The sequence below is a fragment of the Streptomyces sp. NPDC002467 genome, assembly GCF_042889825.1.
In the GTDB taxonomy this organism is placed as follows: Bacteria; Actinomycetota; Actinomycetes; order Streptomycetales; family Streptomycetaceae; genus Streptomyces.
This window is the reverse complement of sequence record NZ_JBIARJ010000004.1, coordinates 386525-405793: the sequence shown is the minus strand read 5'-3', so window position 1 is coordinate 405793 and position 19269 is coordinate 386525. Positions and strand designations below refer to the sequence as shown.

The 19269-nt window shown below is 71.6% G+C and carries 19 protein-coding genes and 1 pseudogene; 16 read left to right on the top strand and 4 right to left on the bottom strand.

Going from position 1 to position 19269, the window contains the following annotated elements; translation table 11 throughout:
• Positions 1 to 4 precede the first annotated feature (4 nt).
• Together ACFYYJ_RS11515 and ACFYYJ_RS11510 are read left to right on the top strand one after the other, a co-directional pair.
• Positions 5 to 337: a hypothetical protein gene (locus ACFYYJ_RS11515; protein ID WP_389131096.1), complete on the top strand. Its 333-nt coding sequence runs from the start codon at positions 5 to 7 to the stop codon at positions 335 to 337.
• A 224-nt stretch (positions 338 to 561) separates the two neighbouring features.
• Positions 562 to 1179 (top strand): dihydrofolate reductase family protein, encoded by a 618-nt coding sequence (locus tag ACFYYJ_RS11510; protein WP_385121525.1) that lies wholly within the window; start codon positions 562 to 564, stop codon positions 1177 to 1179.
• A 27-nt stretch (positions 1180 to 1206) separates the two neighbouring features.
• On the opposite strand, the gene ACFYYJ_RS11505 is transcribed toward ACFYYJ_RS11510, so the two are convergent.
• Complete coding sequence (locus tag ACFYYJ_RS11505; protein ID WP_385362494.1) at positions 1207 to 1575, bottom strand: hypothetical protein; 369 nt, start codon at positions 1573 to 1575, stop codon at positions 1207 to 1209.
• Positions 1576 to 1706: 131 nt separating this feature from the next.
• On the opposite strand from ACFYYJ_RS11505, the gene ACFYYJ_RS11500 reads away from it, so the two are divergent.
• Together ACFYYJ_RS11500 and ACFYYJ_RS11495 are read left to right on the top strand one after the other, a co-directional pair.
• Complete coding sequence (locus ACFYYJ_RS11500) at positions 1707 to 2618, top strand: DMT family transporter (protein ID WP_385362496.1); 912 nt, start codon at positions 1707 to 1709, stop codon at positions 2616 to 2618.
• Positions 2619 to 2672: 54 nt separating this feature from the next.
• On the top strand, positions 2673 to 3881 hold the full coding sequence (locus ACFYYJ_RS11495) for a cytochrome P450 (protein ID WP_389131091.1): 1209 nt from the start codon (positions 2673 to 2675) through the stop codon (positions 3879 to 3881).
• Positions 3882 to 3902: 21 nt separating this feature from the next.
• On the opposite strand, the gene ACFYYJ_RS11490 is transcribed toward ACFYYJ_RS11495, so the two are convergent.
• On the bottom strand, positions 3903 to 4907 hold the full coding sequence (locus tag ACFYYJ_RS11490; protein WP_385362500.1) for a Gfo/Idh/MocA family oxidoreductase: 1005 nt from the start codon (positions 4905 to 4907) through the stop codon (positions 3903 to 3905).
• Positions 4908 to 5115: 208 nt separating this feature from the next.
• Here ACFYYJ_RS11490 and ACFYYJ_RS11485 point away from each other — a divergent pair, with 208 nt between their 5' ends.
• The 9 genes and pseudogenes from ACFYYJ_RS11485 to ACFYYJ_RS11445 all read left to right on the top strand — a co-directional run bounded on the left by ACFYYJ_RS11485 (position 5116) and on the right by ACFYYJ_RS11445 (position 12530).
• Complete coding sequence (locus tag ACFYYJ_RS11485; RefSeq protein WP_385362523.1) at positions 5116 to 6096, top strand: substrate-binding domain-containing protein; 981 nt, start codon at positions 5116 to 5118, stop codon at positions 6094 to 6096.
• Positions 6093 to 7124: an ABC transporter permease gene (locus ACFYYJ_RS11480; RefSeq protein ID WP_385121543.1), complete on the top strand. Its 1032-nt coding sequence runs from the start codon at positions 6093 to 6095 to the stop codon at positions 7122 to 7124. Before ACFYYJ_RS11485 ends, ACFYYJ_RS11480 begins: the two co-directional genes overlap by 4 nt.
• The gene (locus ACFYYJ_RS11475; protein ID WP_385121546.1) at positions 7094 to 7960 is read left to right on the top strand and encodes an ATP-binding cassette domain-containing protein; all 867 of its coding nucleotides are present in this window, start codon (positions 7094 to 7096) and stop codon (positions 7958 to 7960) included. The genes ACFYYJ_RS11480 and ACFYYJ_RS11475 overlap by 31 nt, the downstream gene beginning before the upstream one ends.
• Positions 7957 to 9120: pseudogene (locus ACFYYJ_RS11470) on the top strand (ROK family glucokinase); the annotation flags it as partial. The gene ACFYYJ_RS11475 and the pseudogene ACFYYJ_RS11470, both read left to right, overlap by 4 nt.
• A gap of 98 nt (positions 9121 to 9218) precedes the next feature.
• Positions 9219 to 9809 carry a hypothetical protein gene (locus tag ACFYYJ_RS11465; RefSeq protein ID WP_385121549.1) on the top strand — a complete coding sequence of 197 codons (591 nt, stop codon included), beginning with the start codon at positions 9219 to 9221 and terminating at the stop codon, positions 9807 to 9809.
• A gap of 9 nt (positions 9810 to 9818) precedes the next feature.
• Positions 9819 to 10451: an MBL fold metallo-hydrolase gene (locus tag ACFYYJ_RS11460; protein WP_385121552.1), complete on the top strand. Its 633-nt coding sequence runs from the start codon at positions 9819 to 9821 to the stop codon at positions 10449 to 10451.
• 28 nt (positions 10452 to 10479) lie between these two features.
• Positions 10480 to 11259: an exodeoxyribonuclease III gene (locus tag ACFYYJ_RS11455; RefSeq protein ID WP_385362506.1), complete on the top strand. Its 780-nt coding sequence runs from the start codon at positions 10480 to 10482 to the stop codon at positions 11257 to 11259.
• An 81-nt stretch (positions 11260 to 11340) separates the two neighbouring features.
• Positions 11341 to 11781 (top strand): DUF6278 family protein, encoded by a 441-nt coding sequence (locus ACFYYJ_RS11450; protein WP_385121558.1) that lies wholly within the window; start codon positions 11341 to 11343, stop codon positions 11779 to 11781.
• Positions 11782 to 11786: 5 nt separating this feature from the next.
• Positions 11787 to 12530: an amino acid ABC transporter ATP-binding protein gene (locus ACFYYJ_RS11445; protein ID WP_389131085.1), complete on the top strand. Its 744-nt coding sequence runs from the start codon at positions 11787 to 11789 to the stop codon at positions 12528 to 12530.
• 24 nt (positions 12531 to 12554) lie between these two features.
• Here the strand turns inward: ACFYYJ_RS11445 and ACFYYJ_RS11440 are convergent, their stop codons facing one another.
• Positions 12555 to 14153 carry a CocE/NonD family hydrolase gene (locus tag ACFYYJ_RS11440; protein WP_389131082.1) on the bottom strand — a complete coding sequence of 533 codons (1599 nt, stop codon included), beginning with the start codon at positions 14151 to 14153 and terminating at the stop codon, positions 12555 to 12557.
• A 133-nt stretch (positions 14154 to 14286) separates the two neighbouring features.
• The gene (locus tag ACFYYJ_RS11435; protein WP_385121675.1) at positions 14287 to 15456 is read right to left on the bottom strand and encodes an Ig-like domain-containing protein; all 1170 of its coding nucleotides are present in this window, start codon (positions 15454 to 15456) and stop codon (positions 14287 to 14289) included.
• 243 nt (positions 15457 to 15699) lie between these two features.
• Between ACFYYJ_RS11435 and ACFYYJ_RS11430 the strand changes: the two genes are divergently transcribed.
• From ACFYYJ_RS11430 to ACFYYJ_RS11420, 3 genes are read left to right on the top strand one after another with little or no spacing between them, the layout of a single operon-like run.
• Positions 15700 to 16863, top strand: a complete 1164-nt coding sequence (locus ACFYYJ_RS11430; protein ID WP_385121567.1) for a lipid II:glycine glycyltransferase FemX — start codon at positions 15700 to 15702, stop codon at positions 16861 to 16863.
• The gene (murJ, locus tag ACFYYJ_RS11425; RefSeq protein WP_389131079.1) at positions 16860 to 18542 is read left to right on the top strand and encodes a murein biosynthesis integral membrane protein MurJ; all 1683 of its coding nucleotides are present in this window, start codon (positions 16860 to 16862) and stop codon (positions 18540 to 18542) included. The genes ACFYYJ_RS11430 and murJ overlap by 4 nt, the downstream gene beginning before the upstream one ends.
• 39 nt (positions 18543 to 18581) lie before the next feature.
• Complete coding sequence (locus ACFYYJ_RS11420) at positions 18582 to 19265, top strand: response regulator (protein ID WP_385121572.1); 684 nt, start codon at positions 18582 to 18584, stop codon at positions 19263 to 19265.
• Positions 19266 to 19269: the final 4 nt, after the last annotated feature.

The window sequence follows — 19269 nt, the reverse complement described above, 5'->3', positions numbered from 1 at the left end:
CTCTGTGACGCTGACCCTTATGGATTCGTACACTCTGTGGCGCCGCATGCCGTTCCCGTCGGGTGGCGCGACCGAGGGGTTGAGGATGACGTACGCCGATCTGGCGGAAGTCGATGAATACCTCACGACGGTCATCAGGTTCATCGAGCGCGGGATCTTCAAACCGTCCCCGGCCGATGTGCCGGCGATCGTGAGCGAGCTCATGGAGCGGATCGATCGGCTCTGTGCGGAATCCTCAGGCAAGGATCTCGAAGTCGCGCGAGCGCAGCATGCGTACGCGGCACTGATGGCCCTTCTGTACCGACAGTTCCTCGAGGCGGCCCCGGCGGCGGAATAGCGAACGCCGAGTTCCGCAGCGTCGCCTGCGGGGGTTCGTGCAAGCGCCCGATTGGGACTTCCCAGCCGGGCGTTTCGCGTGGGCGGTGCCGATCCGGGTGACAGAGACGCCTCGTCGTGCGCAGGAACGGACGGGGATCGTGCATGGCGTGGCGGCGCGATGAGCTGCGCGGGGTCCGGGAGTCTGAAGGCGTGTGACAACTGCCGAGCAAGGAGCGCAGAGCCATGGGCAAGCTGACCCTCACCACCTTCCTGACCCTCGACGGGGTGATGCAGGCCCCCGGCGGGCCCGACGAGGACCGCAGCGGAGGGTTCGAGTACGGCGGGTGGCTCGTGCCGTACGCCGACGAGGGGATGGGGGAGTTCATCACCGAGGTCTTCGGCCGGACCGGGGCGTTCCTGCTCGGGCGGCGGACGTACGAGATCTTCGCGGGCTACTGGCCGCAGCACGACGACCCGGCCGACCCCGTGGCGGGCAAGCTGAACCGGCTGCCCAAGTACGTGGCCTCGACCACCCTGAAGGAGCCGGCGTGGGGCCCGGTCACCGTCCTCGACGGGGAGCAGTTGCAGAGCGAGATCGTCCGGGTCAAGGACGCGCTCGACGGGGAACTCCAGGTGCACGGCAGCGGGCGGCTCGCGCAGTGGCTGCTGGCGCGGGACCTCGTCGACGAGCTGAACCTGCTGGTCTTCCCGGTCTTCCTGGGCGGCGGCCGGCGGCTGTTCCCGACCGGCGGGCTGCCGACCGCCTTCGAGCTGACCGGGTCCAGGACCACCTCGAGCGGGACCGCCATCCAGACGTACCGGCCCACCGGGCGCGCCGCGTTCGGGACGTTCGAGGACTGACCCGCGACGGGTTCGGCGGGCACCGGGTCAGCGGGGGTCCAGGGCCACCTGGACCACGCGGCCCTCGCGCAGGACGAGGAGGTCCGGGGACTCGTGCCCCCAGTGCCGGATCCGGCCCACCGGGCCCGGCCGGCGGATGTGCGGGGCGAGGACCAGCAGGAGGTCCTCCAGGGCGGGGAGCTCCTCCTCGGCCACCTCCTGGCGGCTGGTCAGCGCCCAGCCGGGGCCGGACGCCGGGGCGAACTCGCCCACGAGCATGCCTCCGATCCGCTCGGCCGGGCCGCGCGAGGCGAGGGTCCCGCCGGGCGCGAGCTGCCGGCGGAGCTCCGCGAGCACGGGCTCCGGGGTCGATTCGAGCAGGTCGAACGCCAGGTCCAGGGCGTAGAAGTCGGCCATGCGGCGATGCTACGGGGCCGGTCTGACAGGTAGGGAAATCGTTGGAACGGCATGATCGCCTCCGGTACGGTGACCCCGCACCGTGGGAGCCGCCGAAGTCTCCACTTCCCCAGCGTCGTTGGAGAGCTTCGATGACCGTGATCGCGCCCGCCCCCGCCACCACCCCCCGCCGGGCCTGGCTCGCCGACCTGCCCGTACTGGCCGTCGCCGTCGTGTGGGGCGGCAGCTACCTCGCCGCCAAGGGCATCACCACCGCCCACACCGTGATCGCCGTGCTCGTGCTCCGGTTCGCGCTCGTCCTGCCCGTGCTGGTCGTCGCCGGGTGGGCCCGACTGCGGGCGCTGACCCCCGCGCAGCTGCGGGGCGCCGGTGGGCTGGGTCTCGTACTCGGCGGGATCTTCCTGCTGGAGACGTATGGGGTCGTCCACACGTCCGCGACCAACGCCGGGCTGATCATCAGCCTGACCATGATCTTCACGCCGCTCGCCGAGGCCGCCGTGCGACGGCGCAAGCCCTCCCTCGGGTTCCTCGGGGCCGCCGGGGTCTCGATCGCCGGCGTCCTGCTGCTGACGCAGGGGGCGGGGTTCACCGCGCCGAGCCTCGGTGACCTCCTCATCCTCGGCGCCGCCCTCGCCCGGACCCTGCACGTGCTGCTCATGGCCCGGATCCCGGCCGTACAGGACGCGGACTCGCTGTCGCTGACCACCGTGCAACTCGGCGGGGCCGTCGCCGTATTCGCCCTGCTGGCGGCCGTGCCCGGGACGGGGGAGAGCCCCTGGTCCACCGCCGCCGGCTTCGGGGCGGCCGAATGGGCCGGGCTGGCGTTCCTCTCCCTCTTCTGCACGCTCTTCGCCTTCTTCGTGCAGATGTGGGCCGTACGCCGCACCTCGCCCTCCCGCGTCAGCCTGCTGCTGGGCACCGAGCCCCTGTGGGCGGCCGCCGCCGGCATCGCCATCGGCGGCGAGCACCTCGCCCCGCTCGGCTTCGCGGGCGCGGCCCTCGTTCTCGCCGGCACGGCCTGGGGTCGGCGCGCCGCCTCCTGAGGAGTGGCCGAAAACGCCGGGTCGGGCGGCGAACGGCCCCCGTACTGTGGGCCAATGCCAGTCGTGGACATCAGCGCGAACGCCGCGGACTTCTCCGCCGACCCCCACTCGTTCTACGCACGATTACGCGAGACGGGACCGGTCCACCGGGTCACCGCCCAGGCCCCCGAGTACGACCCCACTTATCTCGTCGTCGGCCACGCCGAGGCCCGCCGGGCACTGGGCCACCCCGGTCTGGCGAAGGACTGGCGCGAATCCGGCCACTTCCCGGACACCCTCGCCGCCGCGAGCAACGCGAACATGCTCGAATCGGACGCGCCCCGGCACACCCGGCTGCGCCGCCTGGTCGCCCGCGAGTTCACCGCCCGGCGGGTCGAGGCCCTGCGCCCCCGGGTCCGGCAGATCACCGACGAACTCCTCGACGCGATGGCCGCCCGCCGCGAGCGCACCGCGGACCTCGTGGAGGCCCTGGCCTTCCCGCTGCCGATGACCGTGATCTGCGAGCTGCTCGGCGTCCCCGACCTCGACCGCCGGCGGTTCGGCTCCTGGTCCCGCGAGATCGTGTCCCCGGGCGCCGGCAGCCCCGACGGCGCCGCCCACCGGCAGCTCAGCGGCTACCTCGCGGACCTCGTCGCCGCCAAGGCGAAGGATCCCGGCGAGGACCTGCTCAGCGCCCTGATCCGCACCCGGGAGGAGGGGGAGGACGGGGAGGAGGCCCTCTCGTCCGACGAGGTGATCGGGATGGCCTTCCTGCTGCTCGTCGCGGGCCACGAGACCACCGTGAACCTGATCGGCAACGGCGTACGCGCCCTGCTCGCCCACCCCGACCAGCTGGCCGACCTGCGCGCCGACCCCGACGGGCTCCTCGACGGCGCCGTCGAGGAGATGCTCCGTTACGAGGGCCCCGTCCAGAACGCCACCTACCGCTACGCCCGCGAGGACGTCGACCTCGGCACGGCCGTCATCCCGGCCGGGGCCACCGTCCTCGTCTCGCTCGCCTCCGCGGACCGCGACCCGGGCAAGTACCAGGACCCGGGGCCCGACGTGTTCGACATCCGCCGCGCCCCGCAGGGCCACCTGGCCTTCGGGCACGGCCCGCACTTCTGCATCGGGGCCCCGCTGGCCCGGATGGAGGGCCGCATCGCGCTCCGCGGCCTGTTGGAGCGCTTCCCCGAGCTGGAGGAGGACCCGGCCGGCGGACCGCCGGCCTGGCAGCGGGGCAGCCTGATGCGGGGCGTGACCAGGCTCCCGGTGCGCTGGTAGGCGTACGGAATGGTCACCCGCTCACAGATCCGGGAGCTCCTCCATCCGCACCCGGCGCCCCTCCCGCCGCGAGCGCTCGCACGCCTCCGCCACCCGCAGCGCGGCGAGCGCCTCCCGGCCGTCGCACGCGTTGACGCCCTCGCCCCGCACCAGGTGCACGAAGGCCGCCAGCTCCGCCTCGTACGCCGGGGCGAACCGCTCCAGGAAGCCCGTCCACGGCTTGCTCGCCGGGGGCGGACCGTGCGGTTCCGTCGAGGCGATCGGCGTACGGTCGTCCAGCCCGGCGGAGACCTGGTCCAGCTCCCCGGCCAGCTCCATCCGCACGTCGTAGCCGGCGCCGTTGCACCGGGTGCCGGTCGCGGTGACGAGGGTCCCGTCGTCGAGGGTGAGGAGGGCCGCCGCCGTGTCGACGTCCCCGGTCTCCCGGAACCTCGGCGGCCCCGCGTCGGAGCCGACCGCGTACACCTCCGTCACCTCGCGCCCGGTCACCCAGCGCACCATGTCGAAGTCGTGCACGAGGCAGTCCCGGTACAGCCCGCCCGAGGTCGCCAGGTACGCGGCGCTCGGCGGCGCGGGATCGGCCGTCATCGTCCGTACGGTGTGCAGCCGGCCCAGCGCGCCCGAACGCACCAGCTCCCGCGCCGTGCGGTAGCCCGCGTCGAAGCGCCGCATGAACCCCACCTGGAGCACGCCGCCCGAGGCCGCCACCTCGCGCAGCGCCGCCAGGGTCCGGGCCAGGTCCGGGGCCAGCGGCTTCTCGCAGAACACCGGAAGCCCACCGCGCACCGCCCGTACGACGAGGTCGGCGTGCGCGTCGGTCGCGGAGGCCACCACCACCGCGTCCACGCCCCAGGTGAAGACCTGCTCCACGGAGGGCGCGGCGGTGGCCCCGAGCCGGTCGGCGAGGCGTGCCGCCCGCGCGGGATCGGCGTCGGCGAGCAGGAGCGAGCCCGCCTCCGGGTGGCGGGTCAGTGCCGCCGCGTGGAAGGACCCGATCCGGCCCGTCCCGATGAGCCCGATGCGCATGCACTCAACGTGACCCCGTACGGGGGACCTGTCAATCTGCCCGGGCATGCCCCGATGGGCCCGCATGGTCCACTGTGGCGGATACTGAGCGGCTGGAACCGGAATGACCGAATCATGACGGTCGTGACGGACGTGATGGACGTGACTGACGTGACGGACGAGGGAAGGGCGCGGCGACGTGGCTAGGGTTGGGACAGGGGTGCGCGTCGTGGGCGCGGTGCTCGCGGCGGTACTGGGGGCCTCGCTCGCGGGCTGCAGCAGTACGGGCGGCAAGCGCGCCGAGGAGCGCGCGAAGGCCGCCGAGGCGGGCCGGCCCGCCGTGTCCACCCCGCGCTGGACCTTCGCGATGGTCACCCACGCGGGCGACGGCGACACCTTCTGGGACATCGTCCAGAAGGGCGCCAAGGAAGCGGCGGCGAAGGACAACATCAACTTCGTCTACGCCCACGACGACCAGGCCCAGCAGCAGGCCCAGTTCGTGCAGAACGCCATCGACCAGAAGGTCGACGGGCTCGTCGTCAGCCTCGCCAAGCCCGAGGCCCTCAAGGACGTCATCGCCAAGGCCGTCAAGGCCGGCATCCCGGTGATCACGGTCAACTCCGGATCCGCCCAGTCCGCCGAGTACGGGGCGCTGACCCACATCGGCCAGGACGAGACGATCGCCGGCGAGGCCGTCGGCACGGAGCTGGCCAAGCGCGGCCGCAAGAAGGCCGTCTGCGTCCTGCACGAGCAGGGCAACGTGGGCCACGAGCAGCGCTGCGCGGGAGCCAAGAAGACGTTCGACGGAACGATGGAGAACCTGTACGTCGAGGGCACCAACATGCCCTCCGTGCAGGCCGCCATCCAGGCCAAGCTCCAGGCGGACCCGTCCGTCGACGCGATCGTCACCCTCGGCGCGCCCTTCGCCGCCACCGCGATCAAGGCCAAGGACGCGGCCGCGAGCAAGGCCGAGGTGGACACCTTCGACCTGAACGAGGCCGTCGCCCGCGACCTGAAGTCCGGCGCCCTCGGCTTCGCCGTCGACCAGCAGCCCTACCTCCAGGGCTACGAGGCCATCGACCTGCTCTGGCTCTACCGCTACAACGCGAACGTGCTCGGCGGCGGCCGCCCGGTCCTCACCGGGCCGCAGATCGTCACCGGAGCCGAGGCCGCCAAGCTGGAGGACTACATCAAGCGGGGCCGGCGATGAACGCCACCGCCACCGCGGACGAACGGCTCGCGCCGACCTCCCTGGTCCGCAAGCTGCTGGGGCGTCCCGAGTTCGGCGCGGTCGTCGGCGCCGCCGCCGTCTTCGTCTTCTTCTCCATCGCGGCCCCCACCTTCCTCCAGGCCTCCAGCCTGAGCACGATCCTGTACTCGGCCTCCACCATCGGGATCATGGCCTGCCCGGTGGCCCTGCTGATGATCGGCGGCGAGTTCGACCTCTCCGCCGGTGTCATGGTCACGACGTCGGCCCTGGTCAGCTCGATGTTCAGCTACCAGATGACCGCGAACGTCTGGGTCGGGGTCCTGGTGTCCCTGGTCGTCACCCTGGCCATCGGCTTCTTCAACGGCTTCATGCTGACCCGCACCAAGCTGCCCAGCTTCATCATCACGCTCGGCACCTTCCTGATGCTGACCGGCCTGAACCTCGGCTTCACCAAGCTGATCAGCGGCTCGGTCTCCACCAAGTCCATCGCCGACATGGAGGGCTTCCCCTCGGCCCGCGCCCTGTTCGCCTCGCAGTGGACGATCGGCTCGGTCACCCTCAAGGTCACCATCCTGTGGTGGCTGGTCCTGGTCGCCGTCGCCACCTGGATCCTGCTGCGCGCCCGCGCCGGCAACTGGATCTTCGCCGTGGGCGGCGGGGCGGACGCGGCCCGCGCGACCGGCGTCCCCGTGGTGAAGACCCGTATCGGGCTCTACATGGGCGTGGCCCTGTGCGCCTGGATCTCCGGCCAGCACATCCTCTTCTCGTACGACGTGGTCCAGTCGGGCGAGGGCGTCGGCAACGAGTTCCTGTACATCATCGCGGCGGTCATCGGCGGCTGTCTGATGACCGGCGGATACGGCTCCGCCATCGGATCGGCGGTCGGCGCGTTCATCTTCGGCATGACCAGCAACGGCATCGTCTACGCCCAGTGGAACCCGGACTGGTTCAAATTCTTCCTCGGCGCGATGCTCCTGCTCGCGACGCTCCTCAACGCGTGGGTCCGCAAGCGGGCGGAGGCAAAGTGAGCACCGCACTGGTGGAGCTGACCGACGTCAGCAAGTACTACGGCAACATCCGCGCCCTCCAGGGCGTCTCCCTGGAGGTCTCGGCGGGCGAGATCACCTGCGTGCTCGGCGACAACGGCGCCGGCAAGTCCACCCTCATCAAGATCATCGCAGGGCTGCACCGGCACGACGCCGGCACCTTCGAGATCGAGGGCGAGGAGACCGTGCTCGCCAACCCGCGCGCCGCCCTCGACCGCGGCATCGCCACCGTCTACCAGGACCTCGCCGTGGTCCCGCTCATGCCCGTCTGGCGCAACTTCTTCCTCGGCTCCGAGCCCACCAAGGGCCGCGGACTGCTGCGCCGCCTCGACGTCCCCTACATGCGCGAGACCACCCGCGCCGAGCTGCTGCGCATGGGCATCGACCTGCGCGACGTCGACCAGCCCATCGGGACCCTGTCGGGCGGCGAGCGGCAGTGCGTGGCCATCGCCCGCGCCGTCCACTTCGGCGCGAAGGTCCTCGTGCTCGACGAGCCCACCGCCGCCCTCGGCGTCAAACAGTCCGGGGTGGTCCTCAAGTACGTCGCCGCCGCCCGTGACGCGGGTCTCGGCGTGGTCCTGATCACCCACAACCCGCACCACGCGTACCTGGTCGGGGACCGCTTCGTCCTGCTCAAACGCGGCACCATGGCGGGCAGCCACACCCGCGACTCGATCACCCTCGACGAGCTCACCCGGCAGATGGCGGGCGGCTCCGAGCTCGACGAGCTGAGCCACGAACTGGAGCGGGTGGCAGAATCGGGGGACGACCGCACCAAGCCCACCGCCACCACCGACAGGGACGACACGACTCGATGAGCACGTACCGGGACTTCACGCTCGCCCACCGGGGGGCGGCGAGGAGCACCGTCCTGCGGACCATCGGGACCCGTGAGCGCCGGTCGCACCTGACCGCCCCGCGCGTCCCGACCGTCGGCATCGACATCGGCGGGACCAAGGTGATGGCCGGCGTCGTCGACGCCGACGGGGTCATCCTGGAGAAGATCCGCACCGAGACCCCCGACAAGTCCAAGAGCCCCAAGGTCGTCGAGGACACCATCGTCGAACTGGTCCTGGACCTCTCCGACCGGCACGACGTGCACGCCGTCGGCATCGGCGCGGCCGGCTGGGTCGACGCCGACCGCTCCCGGGTCCTCTTCGCCCCCCACCTGGCCTGGCGCGACGAGCCCCTGCGCGACGCCCTCCAGTCCCGGCTCGCCGTCCCCGTCATGGTCGACAACGACGCCAACACCGCCGCCTGGGCGGAATGGCGCTTCGGCGCCGGCCGCGGCGAGGACCACCTCGTCATGATCACGCTCGGCACCGGCATCGGCGGGGCCATCCTCGAAGGCGGCCAGGTCAAGCGCGGCCGCTACGGGGTCGCCGGCGAGTTCGGCCACATGCAGGTCGTCCCCGGCGGGCACCGCTGCCCCTGCGGAAACCGCGGCTGCTGGGAGCAGTACAGCTCCGGCAACGCCCTGGTCCGCGAGGCCCGCGAGCTGGCCGCGGCGGACTCCCCGGTCGCGTACAACATCATCGCCAGGGTCGGCGGGAACGTTTCGGAGATCACCGGGCCGCTCATCACCGAGCTGGCCCGCGAGGGCGACGCCATGTGCGTCGAGCTGCTCCAGGACATCGGCCAGTGGCTCGGCGTCGGCATCGCCAACCTGGCCGCCGCCCTCGACCCCTCCTGCTTCGTCATCGGCGGCGGCGTCAGCGCCGCCGACGACCTGCTCATCGGCCCCGCCCGGGACGCCTTCCGGCGCCACCTGACGGGCCGCGGCTACCGCCCCGAGGCCCGTATCGCCAAGGCGCAGCTCGGCCCCGAGGCGGGCATGGTCGGCGCGGCCGACCTGGCCCGGCTCGTCGCCCGCCGCTTCCGCCGCGCCACCCGCCGCCGGGTCGAGCGCTACGAACGGTACGAGCGCTACGCGCAGCAACTGGGCCGCCGCGACACGACGGCCCGCGACACCGGGACCCCCGAAACCAAGGCCCGCGAAACCAAGGCCCCCGAGACCCCCGGTCCCCACACGCCCGGCTCCGAGATCCGCGGCCCCGAGAACCTGGACGACCAGCAGTGAACCCGCCCACCCTGCCCCGCCAGGCCCCTCCCCCCGACGGCGACGCCACCCCGCGCCCCGTCGAGGACCGCCGGCACGTCGTCAAGCGCCGCTGGATCACCGCCGTCATCATCCTGCTGCTGATCGGCGTCCCGGCGGGCTACCTGGCGATCTCCACCCAGCAGAGCCGCGAGAGCGGCCGCGACAAGGCCGCCCGGGTCGGCGCCTCCACGGTCCGGCCGGGCTGGCCCTCCAAGGTGCAGCGCAGCATCTACGAGGTGCCCATACCGCCGAAGGCCTGGCGGGTCGGCTTCCTGGAGACCAACAACTGGCACACCAGCCGGCTGTTCACCGCCTTCTCGGTCACCCCGGCCGACCTGGACGCCTTCCTCGCCTCCGTCGGCACCAGCCGCGACGCCCTCGCCCAAGGGGAGATCGCGATCTCCCCGCACGACTCCGAGGTCGCGGGTTGGAGCTGGAGCCCGAAGGCGAGCTGGTACGGGATCACCCTGGAACAGCCGGAACCGCGCCCGACCCGGGACATCACGGTCGACCTCACGAACCCCGAGAACCCCAAGGTCTACGTGGTCTCCACCGCCGTTCCGTAGCCTGGGATCATGAAGCTCACCAAGCGGCTGCACTCCTGCGTCCAGCTGGAGAAGGACGGGCGCGTGCTCGTCATCGACCCGGGCGCCTTCAGCGAATCCGATGCCGGTCTCGGGGCGGACGCCCTGCTGGTCACGCACGAACACCCCGACCACTTCGACGAGGGGCGGCTGCGGGCCGCGCTCGACGCGAATCCGGCGGCCGAGCTGTGGACCCTGCGCAGCGTCGCGGAGAAGATCGCGCCCGCCTACCCGGGCCGGGTGCACACCGTGGGCCACGGCGACGCGTTCACCGCCGCCGGGTTCGAGGTGCGGGTCCACGGCGAGCTGCACGCCGTGATCCACCCGGACCTGCCCCGGGTCACCAATGTCGGCTACCTCGTGGAGGGTTCCCTCTTCCACCCCGGGGACGCGCTGACCGTGCCCGACGCGCCCGTGGACACCCTGATGCTCCCGGTGCACGCGCCCTGGAACAAGATCGCCGAAGTGATCGACTACGTCCGCGAGGTCAAGCCGCGCCGGGCCATCGACATCCACGACGCCTACCTCGCCGACATCGCCCGGCCGATCTACGACTTCGCCCTGGACTCCCTGGGCGGCACGGACCACGGGCGACTCACCGCCGGGGGCACCGCCGAGCTGTGATGTCGGTGCCGGGCGGTAGGTTGAACGCATGCGTATCGCCACGTTCAACGTCAACTCCATCACCGCCCGGCTGCCGCGCCTGCTGGCTTGGCTGGAGAGCTCCGGCACGGACGTCCTGTGCATCCAGGAGACCAAGTGCTCCGCCGAGCAGTTCCCGTACGACGCGCTGAGCGAGCTGGGCTACGAGGCGGCCGTCAACGCCACCGGCCGGTGGAACGGCGTGGCCCTGCTCTCCAAGGTCGGCCTGGAGGACGTGGTCACCGGCCTGCCCGGCGGGCCGCTCTACGAGGAGGTCGACGAGCCCCGCGCCGTCTCCGCCACCTGCGGCGGGGTCCGCGTCTGGTCGGTCTACGTGCCCAACGGGCGCGAGGTGGAGCACGACCACTACGGCTACAAGCTGGAGTGGTTCCGCGCCCTGACCGCGGCCGTCGCCGAAGACGCGGCCGGGCCCCGCCCCTTCGCGGTGCTCGGCGACTTCAACGTGGCCCCCACCGACGAGGACGTCTACGACCCGGCCGTCTTCGAGGGCCTCACGCACGTGACCCCCGCCGAGCGGGCCGCCCTGGAGGCGCTGCGCACGGCCGGGCTCTCCGACGTCTTCCCGCGCGCGCTCAAGTACGACCGCCCGTACACGTTCTGGGACTACCGGATGCTGGCGTTCCCCAAGAACAAGGGCATGCGCATCGACCTGGTGTACGGCAACGAGGCCTTCGGCAAGGCCGTCAAGGACGCCTACGTGGACCGCGAGGAGCGCAAGGGCAAGGGCGCCTCCGACCACGCCCCGGTCGTCGTGGACCTGGAGCTCTGACGACCCTCCGGACAGAACCGTGCCGTCCGATCCAGGCGCGCCCTGTGGCCGGCGGCGGATCCTGGTGCGACGCTGGGCGGTATGAACATCCCCTTCCTGGGCAACTGGCTTAACCGACACGAAGCGGAACAGGGCGCGGGACTTGCCGCCGCCTTCGCGGACGACCCCGAGGGCGTGGCCGAGTTGTTCTCCGAGTGCGAGATGCTGCGCGTCCAGGCGAGGGCGGCGGGGCTCGAACTCGACGAGAGCGTCGCCTCGTTGGGAGCCCTCGACCAACTGATGCCCCGCTGGCGGCGGGACCCGGAGATCGTGCCGTGGCTCGGCAACGACGCAGGCTTCTACCTCGGCACCGTGATCATCCGCACCGTCCCGGGAACGGGCTGGGCGGTCCGGCCGAGCGGCCAGCCGGTGATCCGGCTGGCCTCGGGCCGGGAGCTGAACGTGATCGAGTCGGGGGTCTCCTGGGCGATGACCGGTTCCCCCGAGCTCGGCCAGGCCTACGCCGAGGCCTCGGAGGGATGAGCGGCATGGCCGTCGACACGTTGATCGAGCTGCGGGGCGTCAACAAGCACTTCGGGGACCTGCACGTGCTCCGGAACATCGACCTCTCCGTGGGCCGCGGCGAGGTGGTGGTGATCATCGGTCCCTCCGGCTCCGGGAAGTCGACCCTGTGCCGGGTGATCAACCGGCTGGAGACCATCGAATCGGGCACGATCACGCTCGACGGGCAGCCGCTGCCCGAGGAGGGCAAGGAACTGGCCCGGCTCCGCGCCGAGGTGGGGATGGTCTTCCAGTCCTTCAACCTCTTCGCGCACAAGACCGTCCTCGCCAACGTCTCGCTCGCGCAGGTCAAGGTCCGCGGACGCAAGCGGGCCGAGGCCGACAAGCGGTCCCTGGAGCTCCTGGACCGCGTCGGCCTCGCCGACCAGGCCCCGAAGTTCCCGGCCCAGCTCTCCGGCGGACAACAGCAGCGCGTGGCCATCGCCCGCGCCCTCGCCATGAACCCCAAGGCCCTGCTCTTCGACGAGCCCACCTCGGCGCTCGACCCGGAGATGATCAACGAGGTGCTGGAGGTCATGCGGCAGCTCGCCCAGGAGGGCATGACCATGGTCGTGGTCACCCACGAGATGGGCTTCGCCCGGTCCGCCGCCAACCGCGTCGTCTTCATGGCCGACGGGCAGATCGTCGAGGACCACACTCCGGAGCAGTTCTTCACCGCCCCGGAGAGCGACCGGGCCAAGGACTTCCTCTCGAAGATCCTCAAGCACTGAGGCGCTCGGGGACCCGCCGCAGGCCTACGGCTCGCGCAGGGGAACCGAGACGTACGAGGGATCGGTGCGCGGCGAGGAGAAGGTCAGCTGCGCGCCGAAGGGGTTGTGCTCGATGTACAGCGGGTCGACGGTGTCGACGACGAGGGCGAGCCGGTGGCCGGCGGGCACGTCGTAGGCGGTGGAGAAGAGCTCCAGGTCGACCCCGAAGGCCCGGTTCGGGGTCTTGCCGTGGAAGGTGTACGGCGCATTGCTGACGAGCTTGCCGACGCCGAGCGGGCCGACGTCGTAGAGGTAGGCGACGAAGGTGCCGTCGGCCTTGGTGGGGGTGACGGTGGTGTGCAGCCTCACGGTGCCCCGGACGCGGCGCTCCTCGGAGTACCGATCGGACTGCCAGACGGCGGCGAAGGCGCGGGGGAGGAGCGGGATCGAGGCGGTCGGCGGCGCCTGGGCGAGCTGGTCGAGGAGGCTGGAGAGGAAGACGACGCCGCCGTCGGCCCCGGAGTCGACGTTGGCGAAGACGTGCTCGCCGTCGGAGAGGGCGAGCTTCTCGGTGCCGCCCGCGCCGACCGACTTCCAGTCCGGGTAGCCCTCGTACCCGGCGTCGCCGCGGGACTTGATCTGCACCGGGGCCTCGGTGTCGACGCCGTTGTGCTCGCCCTTGAGGTAGCGGTCGAACCAGCGGTGGGCGTTGGTCCAGGTGTCGTTGGGCAGCCCGAGCAGCCCGGTCCCCTCGGCGGTGGCGTGGTCGCCGGGGCGGAACTCCAGCCGCTTGGGTCCGGTCAGCTCCTCGAAGAACTTCGCGTACTGGTTGGGCGGGAAGATGGTGTCGCCCCAGGCGTTGCCCAGCATGATCGCGGCGCCGTTGGCGTTGATCCGGTCCACCTGTTCGGCGGCGGAGCGCCCCCGGCCCCACTCGATCATCGCGGGCTCGTTCTCCAGCCTCGATCCGAGGAAGTCGCCCAGGATCTGCTGGAGTTCGGGGCCGGGGCGGCCCGTGAGGTAGCCGGCGCCGCCGAGCAGGGCGGCGGCCTGGAGGTGCTGGGTGCGGTCCGAGTAGATCGACTCGATGAGGTCGGCCCAGCCGCTGAGCGCGACGACCGCCTTGACGCGGCTGTCGTGCGCCGAGGCCAGCAGGCTGATGCCGGCGCCGTACGAGACCCCGCCGAGGCCGATCCGGTCCGCGTCGGCGGGGGTGTGGGCGAGGGCCCAGTCGATGACGGCCGAGACGTCGGCGACGTCCGGAGGGCCCGCCACCTCGATCTGCCCGCCGGAGAGCCAGAAGCCGCGGGAGGTGTAACTCACCACCACGTAGCCGGAGTCGGCGAGCTGCTTGGCCTGGGCGACGTATTCGATCTGCGGCACGCCCCAACTGGTGGGCAGCACGATCAGGGGGTACGTACGGCCGGTTTCGGCGCCAGTCGGGGTGAAGACGTTGCCCTTGAGGGTGATGCCGCCGGAGCCCGGGATGTCGTGGAAGGTCAGCCCGGACGAGGTGCCGGATGCCGTGGTGATCGCGGGGGCGGGGGCCGCCTGGGCCTGGTGGGGGGCCAGGCCCAGGGCGGTGGCCGCCAGTACGGCTGCCACGCCTGCGGCGGCGGCGGTGGTGGTGCGGGTGCGCTGCATCGATCGCTCCTCGCGTGCGCCGGGTCGTCAAAGTGACCCGACGGTAACGGGAGGGGATTACCGGAGGTAACCCACTGGTGAGTTGCGTGCCGGTAACGATTGAACGAAAGTCAGTCGCGCTCGATCGCCGGCGTCAGCCGTTCTGCGGGGCTCCGGACGCGGCGCTCTTGGCCTTCCACTGGTCCCAGGACAGGTTCCACTCGCCGTAGCCGTTGCCGAGGTCGGCCTGTCCCTTGGAGCCGTCGCCGACGACCTCGAAGGGGTCGCCGACCTGGGCCTCGGCGTAGAAGGACGCGGCATTGGCGTCGCTCATGCCCACGCACCCGGAACTGGCGTTGGCGCGGCCGAAGTTCCCCGAGTTCCAGGGCGCGGCGTGTGCGTACATGCCCGACCAGGTGAGCCGCATCGAGTAGTCGACCATCTTGTCGTAGGCGTTGCCCAGGCCCACCGTCTCGGAGTTCATCCGGATGGTGCCCTCCTTCGCCATCACCACCATCTTCCCGGACCAGGAGGCCTTCTGGCCGCCCGGTGTACCGGCCGAGATCGGGATCGTCTTGGCCGTCTGGCCGTCCTCGGTCACCGTCAGCTTCTTGGTGTCGAGGCTGACCTCGATCCGGCGGTCCTTGCCTATCTTGAACTCGGTGTTGTAGTCGCGGGCGAACAGGCCGCCGCCCTTTCCGGAGTCCACGCCGTTCAGGTTCATGTCGACCTTCACGTCGGTGCCGGACTTCCAGTAGTCCTTCGGCCGCCAGTCGACGCGGTCCTTGCCGGAGTAGTCCTTGATCCAGCCCCACGACCCCTCGGTGCCGTTCGAGGTGGTGACCTTCAGCGCCTTCTCCACCTCGGCCTTGTTGGCGACCGGGTTGTCGAAGACGAGCGAGACGGGCATGGCCACGCCGACCGTGCTGCCCTTCGATATGTTGATCGAGACCTTGTTGACCTTGTCGGCCGCACCGGTCTTGAACTGGGCCGTGGCGTTCTGGCTGTCGGTGTTCGTCGCCTCGACCTTGTAGTCGGTGCCGGGCGAGGCGTTGCGTTCGGACGTCCACGTCTTGCCGTCGGCGGCTATCTGCCCCGCCAACTCGCCGCCCTTGGCGTCCGTCACCTTCACCTGCGCGAGCTTGCCGTCGGCGACGGTCACCTTCACGGGCTCGCCCGCCTTGACCTGATCGCCCGTGAGGTTCACCGATATCGCCATCGGCGCCTTCTGCTTGACCTCGGCATTGGCTTTCGCCGTGTCGCCGCCCCCGCTTCCGCCCGAACAGGCGGTCAGTGCGGCGGCCAGGACTGCGGTGCCCGCCATCACGGCGTGACGAGTGCGTATACGGCTCAACGAAAACCCCTCCGAAGTGTGAACGTCCGCAAAGTAAGAGCGCACGAACCGACTTTAGGTTGCCGAAGTCGACGAAAAGTTCGCCGAGGCCGCTGTGACATCGACCGCAGCAGAACGGTCATCGTCCGGTCACAATCGCCGCGCATGGCGGTCACGCGTGGCTGTGAGAGTCCTGTGAGCCATCGAAAAAGGCGAACAGGAAGGCAGCCGGCCGTGTGTGCACTGCTCGTGACCCCCACTCAGCGCGACGAGCACCAGGAGCTCCGGGTGCGCGCCCTGTCCGTCGCCGAGTACCGGGACTTCCTTTCGGAGCATCGGCGGGCGAGTTTCCTCCAGTACCCGTCATGGGCGGAAGTGAAGGACCTTTGGCGCTCGGAAAGGGTCGGATGGCACTACCCGGACGGCCGGATCCAGGGGGCCGGACTCGTTCTCTACCGCCAATTTCCCGGCACCCGCAAATACTTCGCCTACTTGCCCGAGGGCCCCGTCGCCGACTGGTCCGACCCCCACATAGACCGCTGGCTGACCCCGCTCATGCGCCACCTCAAGGCCGCCGGAGCCTTCGCCGTCCGCATCGGTCCCACCCCCGCCTACCGCCGCTGGGACGCGGCCACCGTCAAGGCCGCCACGGGGCCGGGCCGGCAACTGTCCGACGTCCTCGCCACCGAGGTCGACCCGGTCGGCGCCGCCCTCGCCGACCGGCTGCGCACCCGGGGCTGGAAGCGGTGCGGCGGCGAGGACGACGGCGACGCCCAGCCCCGCCACGTCTTCCGCGTGCCGCTCGCGGGCCGCTCCCTCGACGAGCTGTGGTCCGGCCTGAACCAGGAGTGGCGGCGCAACGTCCGCAAGGCCGGCAAGGCGGGCGTGGAGACGGTGATCGGCACCGCGGCGGACCTGCCCGAGTTCTACCGGCTGCTGCGGATCACCGAGGAGCGCGACGGCTTCCGGCTCGGTCGTGACCTCGCGTACTACCAGCGCCAGTACGAGGCCCTCAACGCCGAGGAGCCGGGCCGGATGCGCCTCTACCTGGGCGTGCACCAGGGCGAGATGCTCGCCGCCCACACGATGATCGTGGCCGGGCGGCGGGTCTGGTACCAGACCGGGGCCTCCGCCGACCACCGCCGCGACGTGCGGCCCAGCAACGCGCTCCAGTGGCGCATGATGTGCGACGCCCACGCGCTCGGGGCGGAGGAGTACGACATGCGCGGGGTACCCTCCACCCTTGACCCCGACGAACGTGCTTTCGGGCTGCTGCGCTGGAAGCTCGGCACCGGCGGGCAGGTCGTCGAGACGCTCGGCGAGTGGGAGACCCCGATGGACGGATACGCCAACACGGCGCTCTACAAGGCCTTCCAGGCCTACCTGGCCCGCCGGTGAACCAGGGCACGACAACAGCGGCGGCCGCCACGGCCGCCGCACCCGCGCCGCAGCCGAAGAGCTCGGTGCTGCGCAGCGGCGCCGTCATGGCCGCCGGTTCGATCGTCTCCCGCGCCACCGGGTTCGTCCGCTCCGCCGTGGTCGTCGCCGCCCTCGGCACCGGACTGCTCGGCGACGGCTACGCCGTCGCCAACACGGTCCCCAACATCCTCTACATCCTGCTCATCGGCGGCGCCCTCAACGCGGTGTTCGTCCCCGAGCTGGTCCGCGCCGCCAAGGAACACGAGGACGGCGGCGCCGCCTACACCGACCGGCTGCTCACCGCGTGCACGGCCGCGCTGCTGGTCGTCACCGCCGCCGCCGTGCTCGCCGCCCCGCTGATCGTCTCCGCGTACACCGGCTACGGCGGCGGCCAGGAGTCCACCACCGTCGCCCTGGCCCGCTACTGCCTGCCGCAGATCCTCTTCTACGGGCTGTTCACCCTGCTCGGGCAGGTGCTGAACGCGCGCGGCCGGTTCGGCGCCATGATGTGGACCCCGGTCCTCAACAACCTCGTCGTCATCGCCGTCTTCGGGCTCTTCCTGTACCTCTCCCACGACGCCGGAGCCGGCCTGACCGCCTCGGAGACCCGGCTGCTGGGCCTCGGCACCACCGCCGGCATCGTCGTGCAGGCCCTCGCGCTCGTCCCCTCGCTGCGCGCCGCCCGCTTCCGCTGGCGCCCCCGCTTCGACTGGCGCGGCAGCGGCCTCACCCGCCCGCTGCGCAACGCGGGCTGGCTCGTCCTGCTCGTCCTGACCAACCAATTCGCCTACTGGGTGGTGACCCGGCTCTCCACCGCCACCGGGCAGCAGGCCGTCGACGCCGGCCTCGCCGCGGGCGTCGGCTACACGGCCTACAGCAACGCCTACCTGCTGTGGATGGTCCCGCACGGCATCGTCACCGTCTCCCTGGTCACCGCCCTCATGCCCCGGATGAGCGCCGCCGCCACCGACGGCGACCTCGCGCGCGTGCGCGCCGACGTCTCCTACGCGCTGCGCGCCGGCGCGGCCCTCGTCGTCCCGGCCGCCGCGCTCTTCGCCGCCCTCGCGCCCTGGGTGATCGGCAGCGTCTTCGAGTACGGGCGCACCGGCGCGGCCGACGTCGCCGTCATGGCCGGCATGCTGGCGGCCTTCGCGCCCGGCCTGATCGCCTACTCCGCGCAGTACGCGCTCTCCCGCGGCTTCTACGCCCTGTCCGACACCCGGACCCCCTTCTTCCTCAACCTGGTCATCGCCGCCCTCAACGCCGGGCTCTCGGCGGCCGCGTACCTCCTGCTGCCGCCGCGCTGGGCGGTCACCGGCATGGCCGCGGCCTGCTCGATCGCCTTCACCGCGGGCGCCGCCGTGACGGCGTACGTCCTCGCCCGCCGGCTCGGCCCGCGCGCCGGAACCCGTACAGGACCCCGTACCGAACGGCGCACGAGCGCCGTCGGCACGCACCTGCGGCTGGTGGTCGCCTGCGTGCCCGCGGCGGCCGCCGGGTACGCCGTCGCCCGCGCCGCCGACCCCCTCGGGAACTTCGCCGCCGTGGCGGCGGGAACCGCGGCCCTCGCGCTCGTCGTCGTCCTCCTCGCCGGGCCGTTGCGCCTGACGGAGATCACCGACCTGCGCGACTCCCTGCGGCGCAAGATCGGCCGTTAGGGGGAGGTCGCCCCAAAAAAGATCTTGGATACTGACCGCATGCCACGCGTACTGCTGATCGAGGACGACCCCTCCGTCCGGGAGGGCGTCGGCCTCGGCCTGCGCCGCCGCGGCCACGAGGTGAGCGCCGCCGAGACCGGCGAAGACGGGCTCGCGCTGCTCGCGAGCTTCCGTCCCGAGCTGGTCCTGCTCGACCTGATGCTGCCGGGGATCAACGGCGTGCAGGTCTGCCGCCGGATCCGCGACACCAGCGAGGTGCCGATCATCATGCTCACCGCGCGCGGCGACGACTTCGACGTGGTCGTCGGCCTGGAGGCCGGAGCCGACGACTACATCGTCAAGCCCGCCCGCACCGAGGTCATCGAGGCCCGCATCAAGGCGGTCCTGCGCCGCCACAGCGACCCCACCGGCGGCCGCCCCGGGATCGAGTTCCACGCGGAACTGGCCATCGACCGTGCCGGCCTGACCGTCGCCAAGAACGGCGCGCGCGTACCCCTCGCCCCCAGCGAACTCAAGCTCCTGCTGCACCTGTCGGCCTCGCCCGAGCAGGTCTTCTCCCGCCAGCAGCTCCTGGAGTACGTGTGGGAGCACAGCTACCACGCCGACGCCCGCCTCGTGGACGCGTGCGTCCGACGCCTGCGCCACAAGATCGAGGACCCCGACGCCGCCCCCCGCTACATACAGACCGTGCGGGGCTTCGGCTACCGCTTCGGCCCCCTGTAGGAGG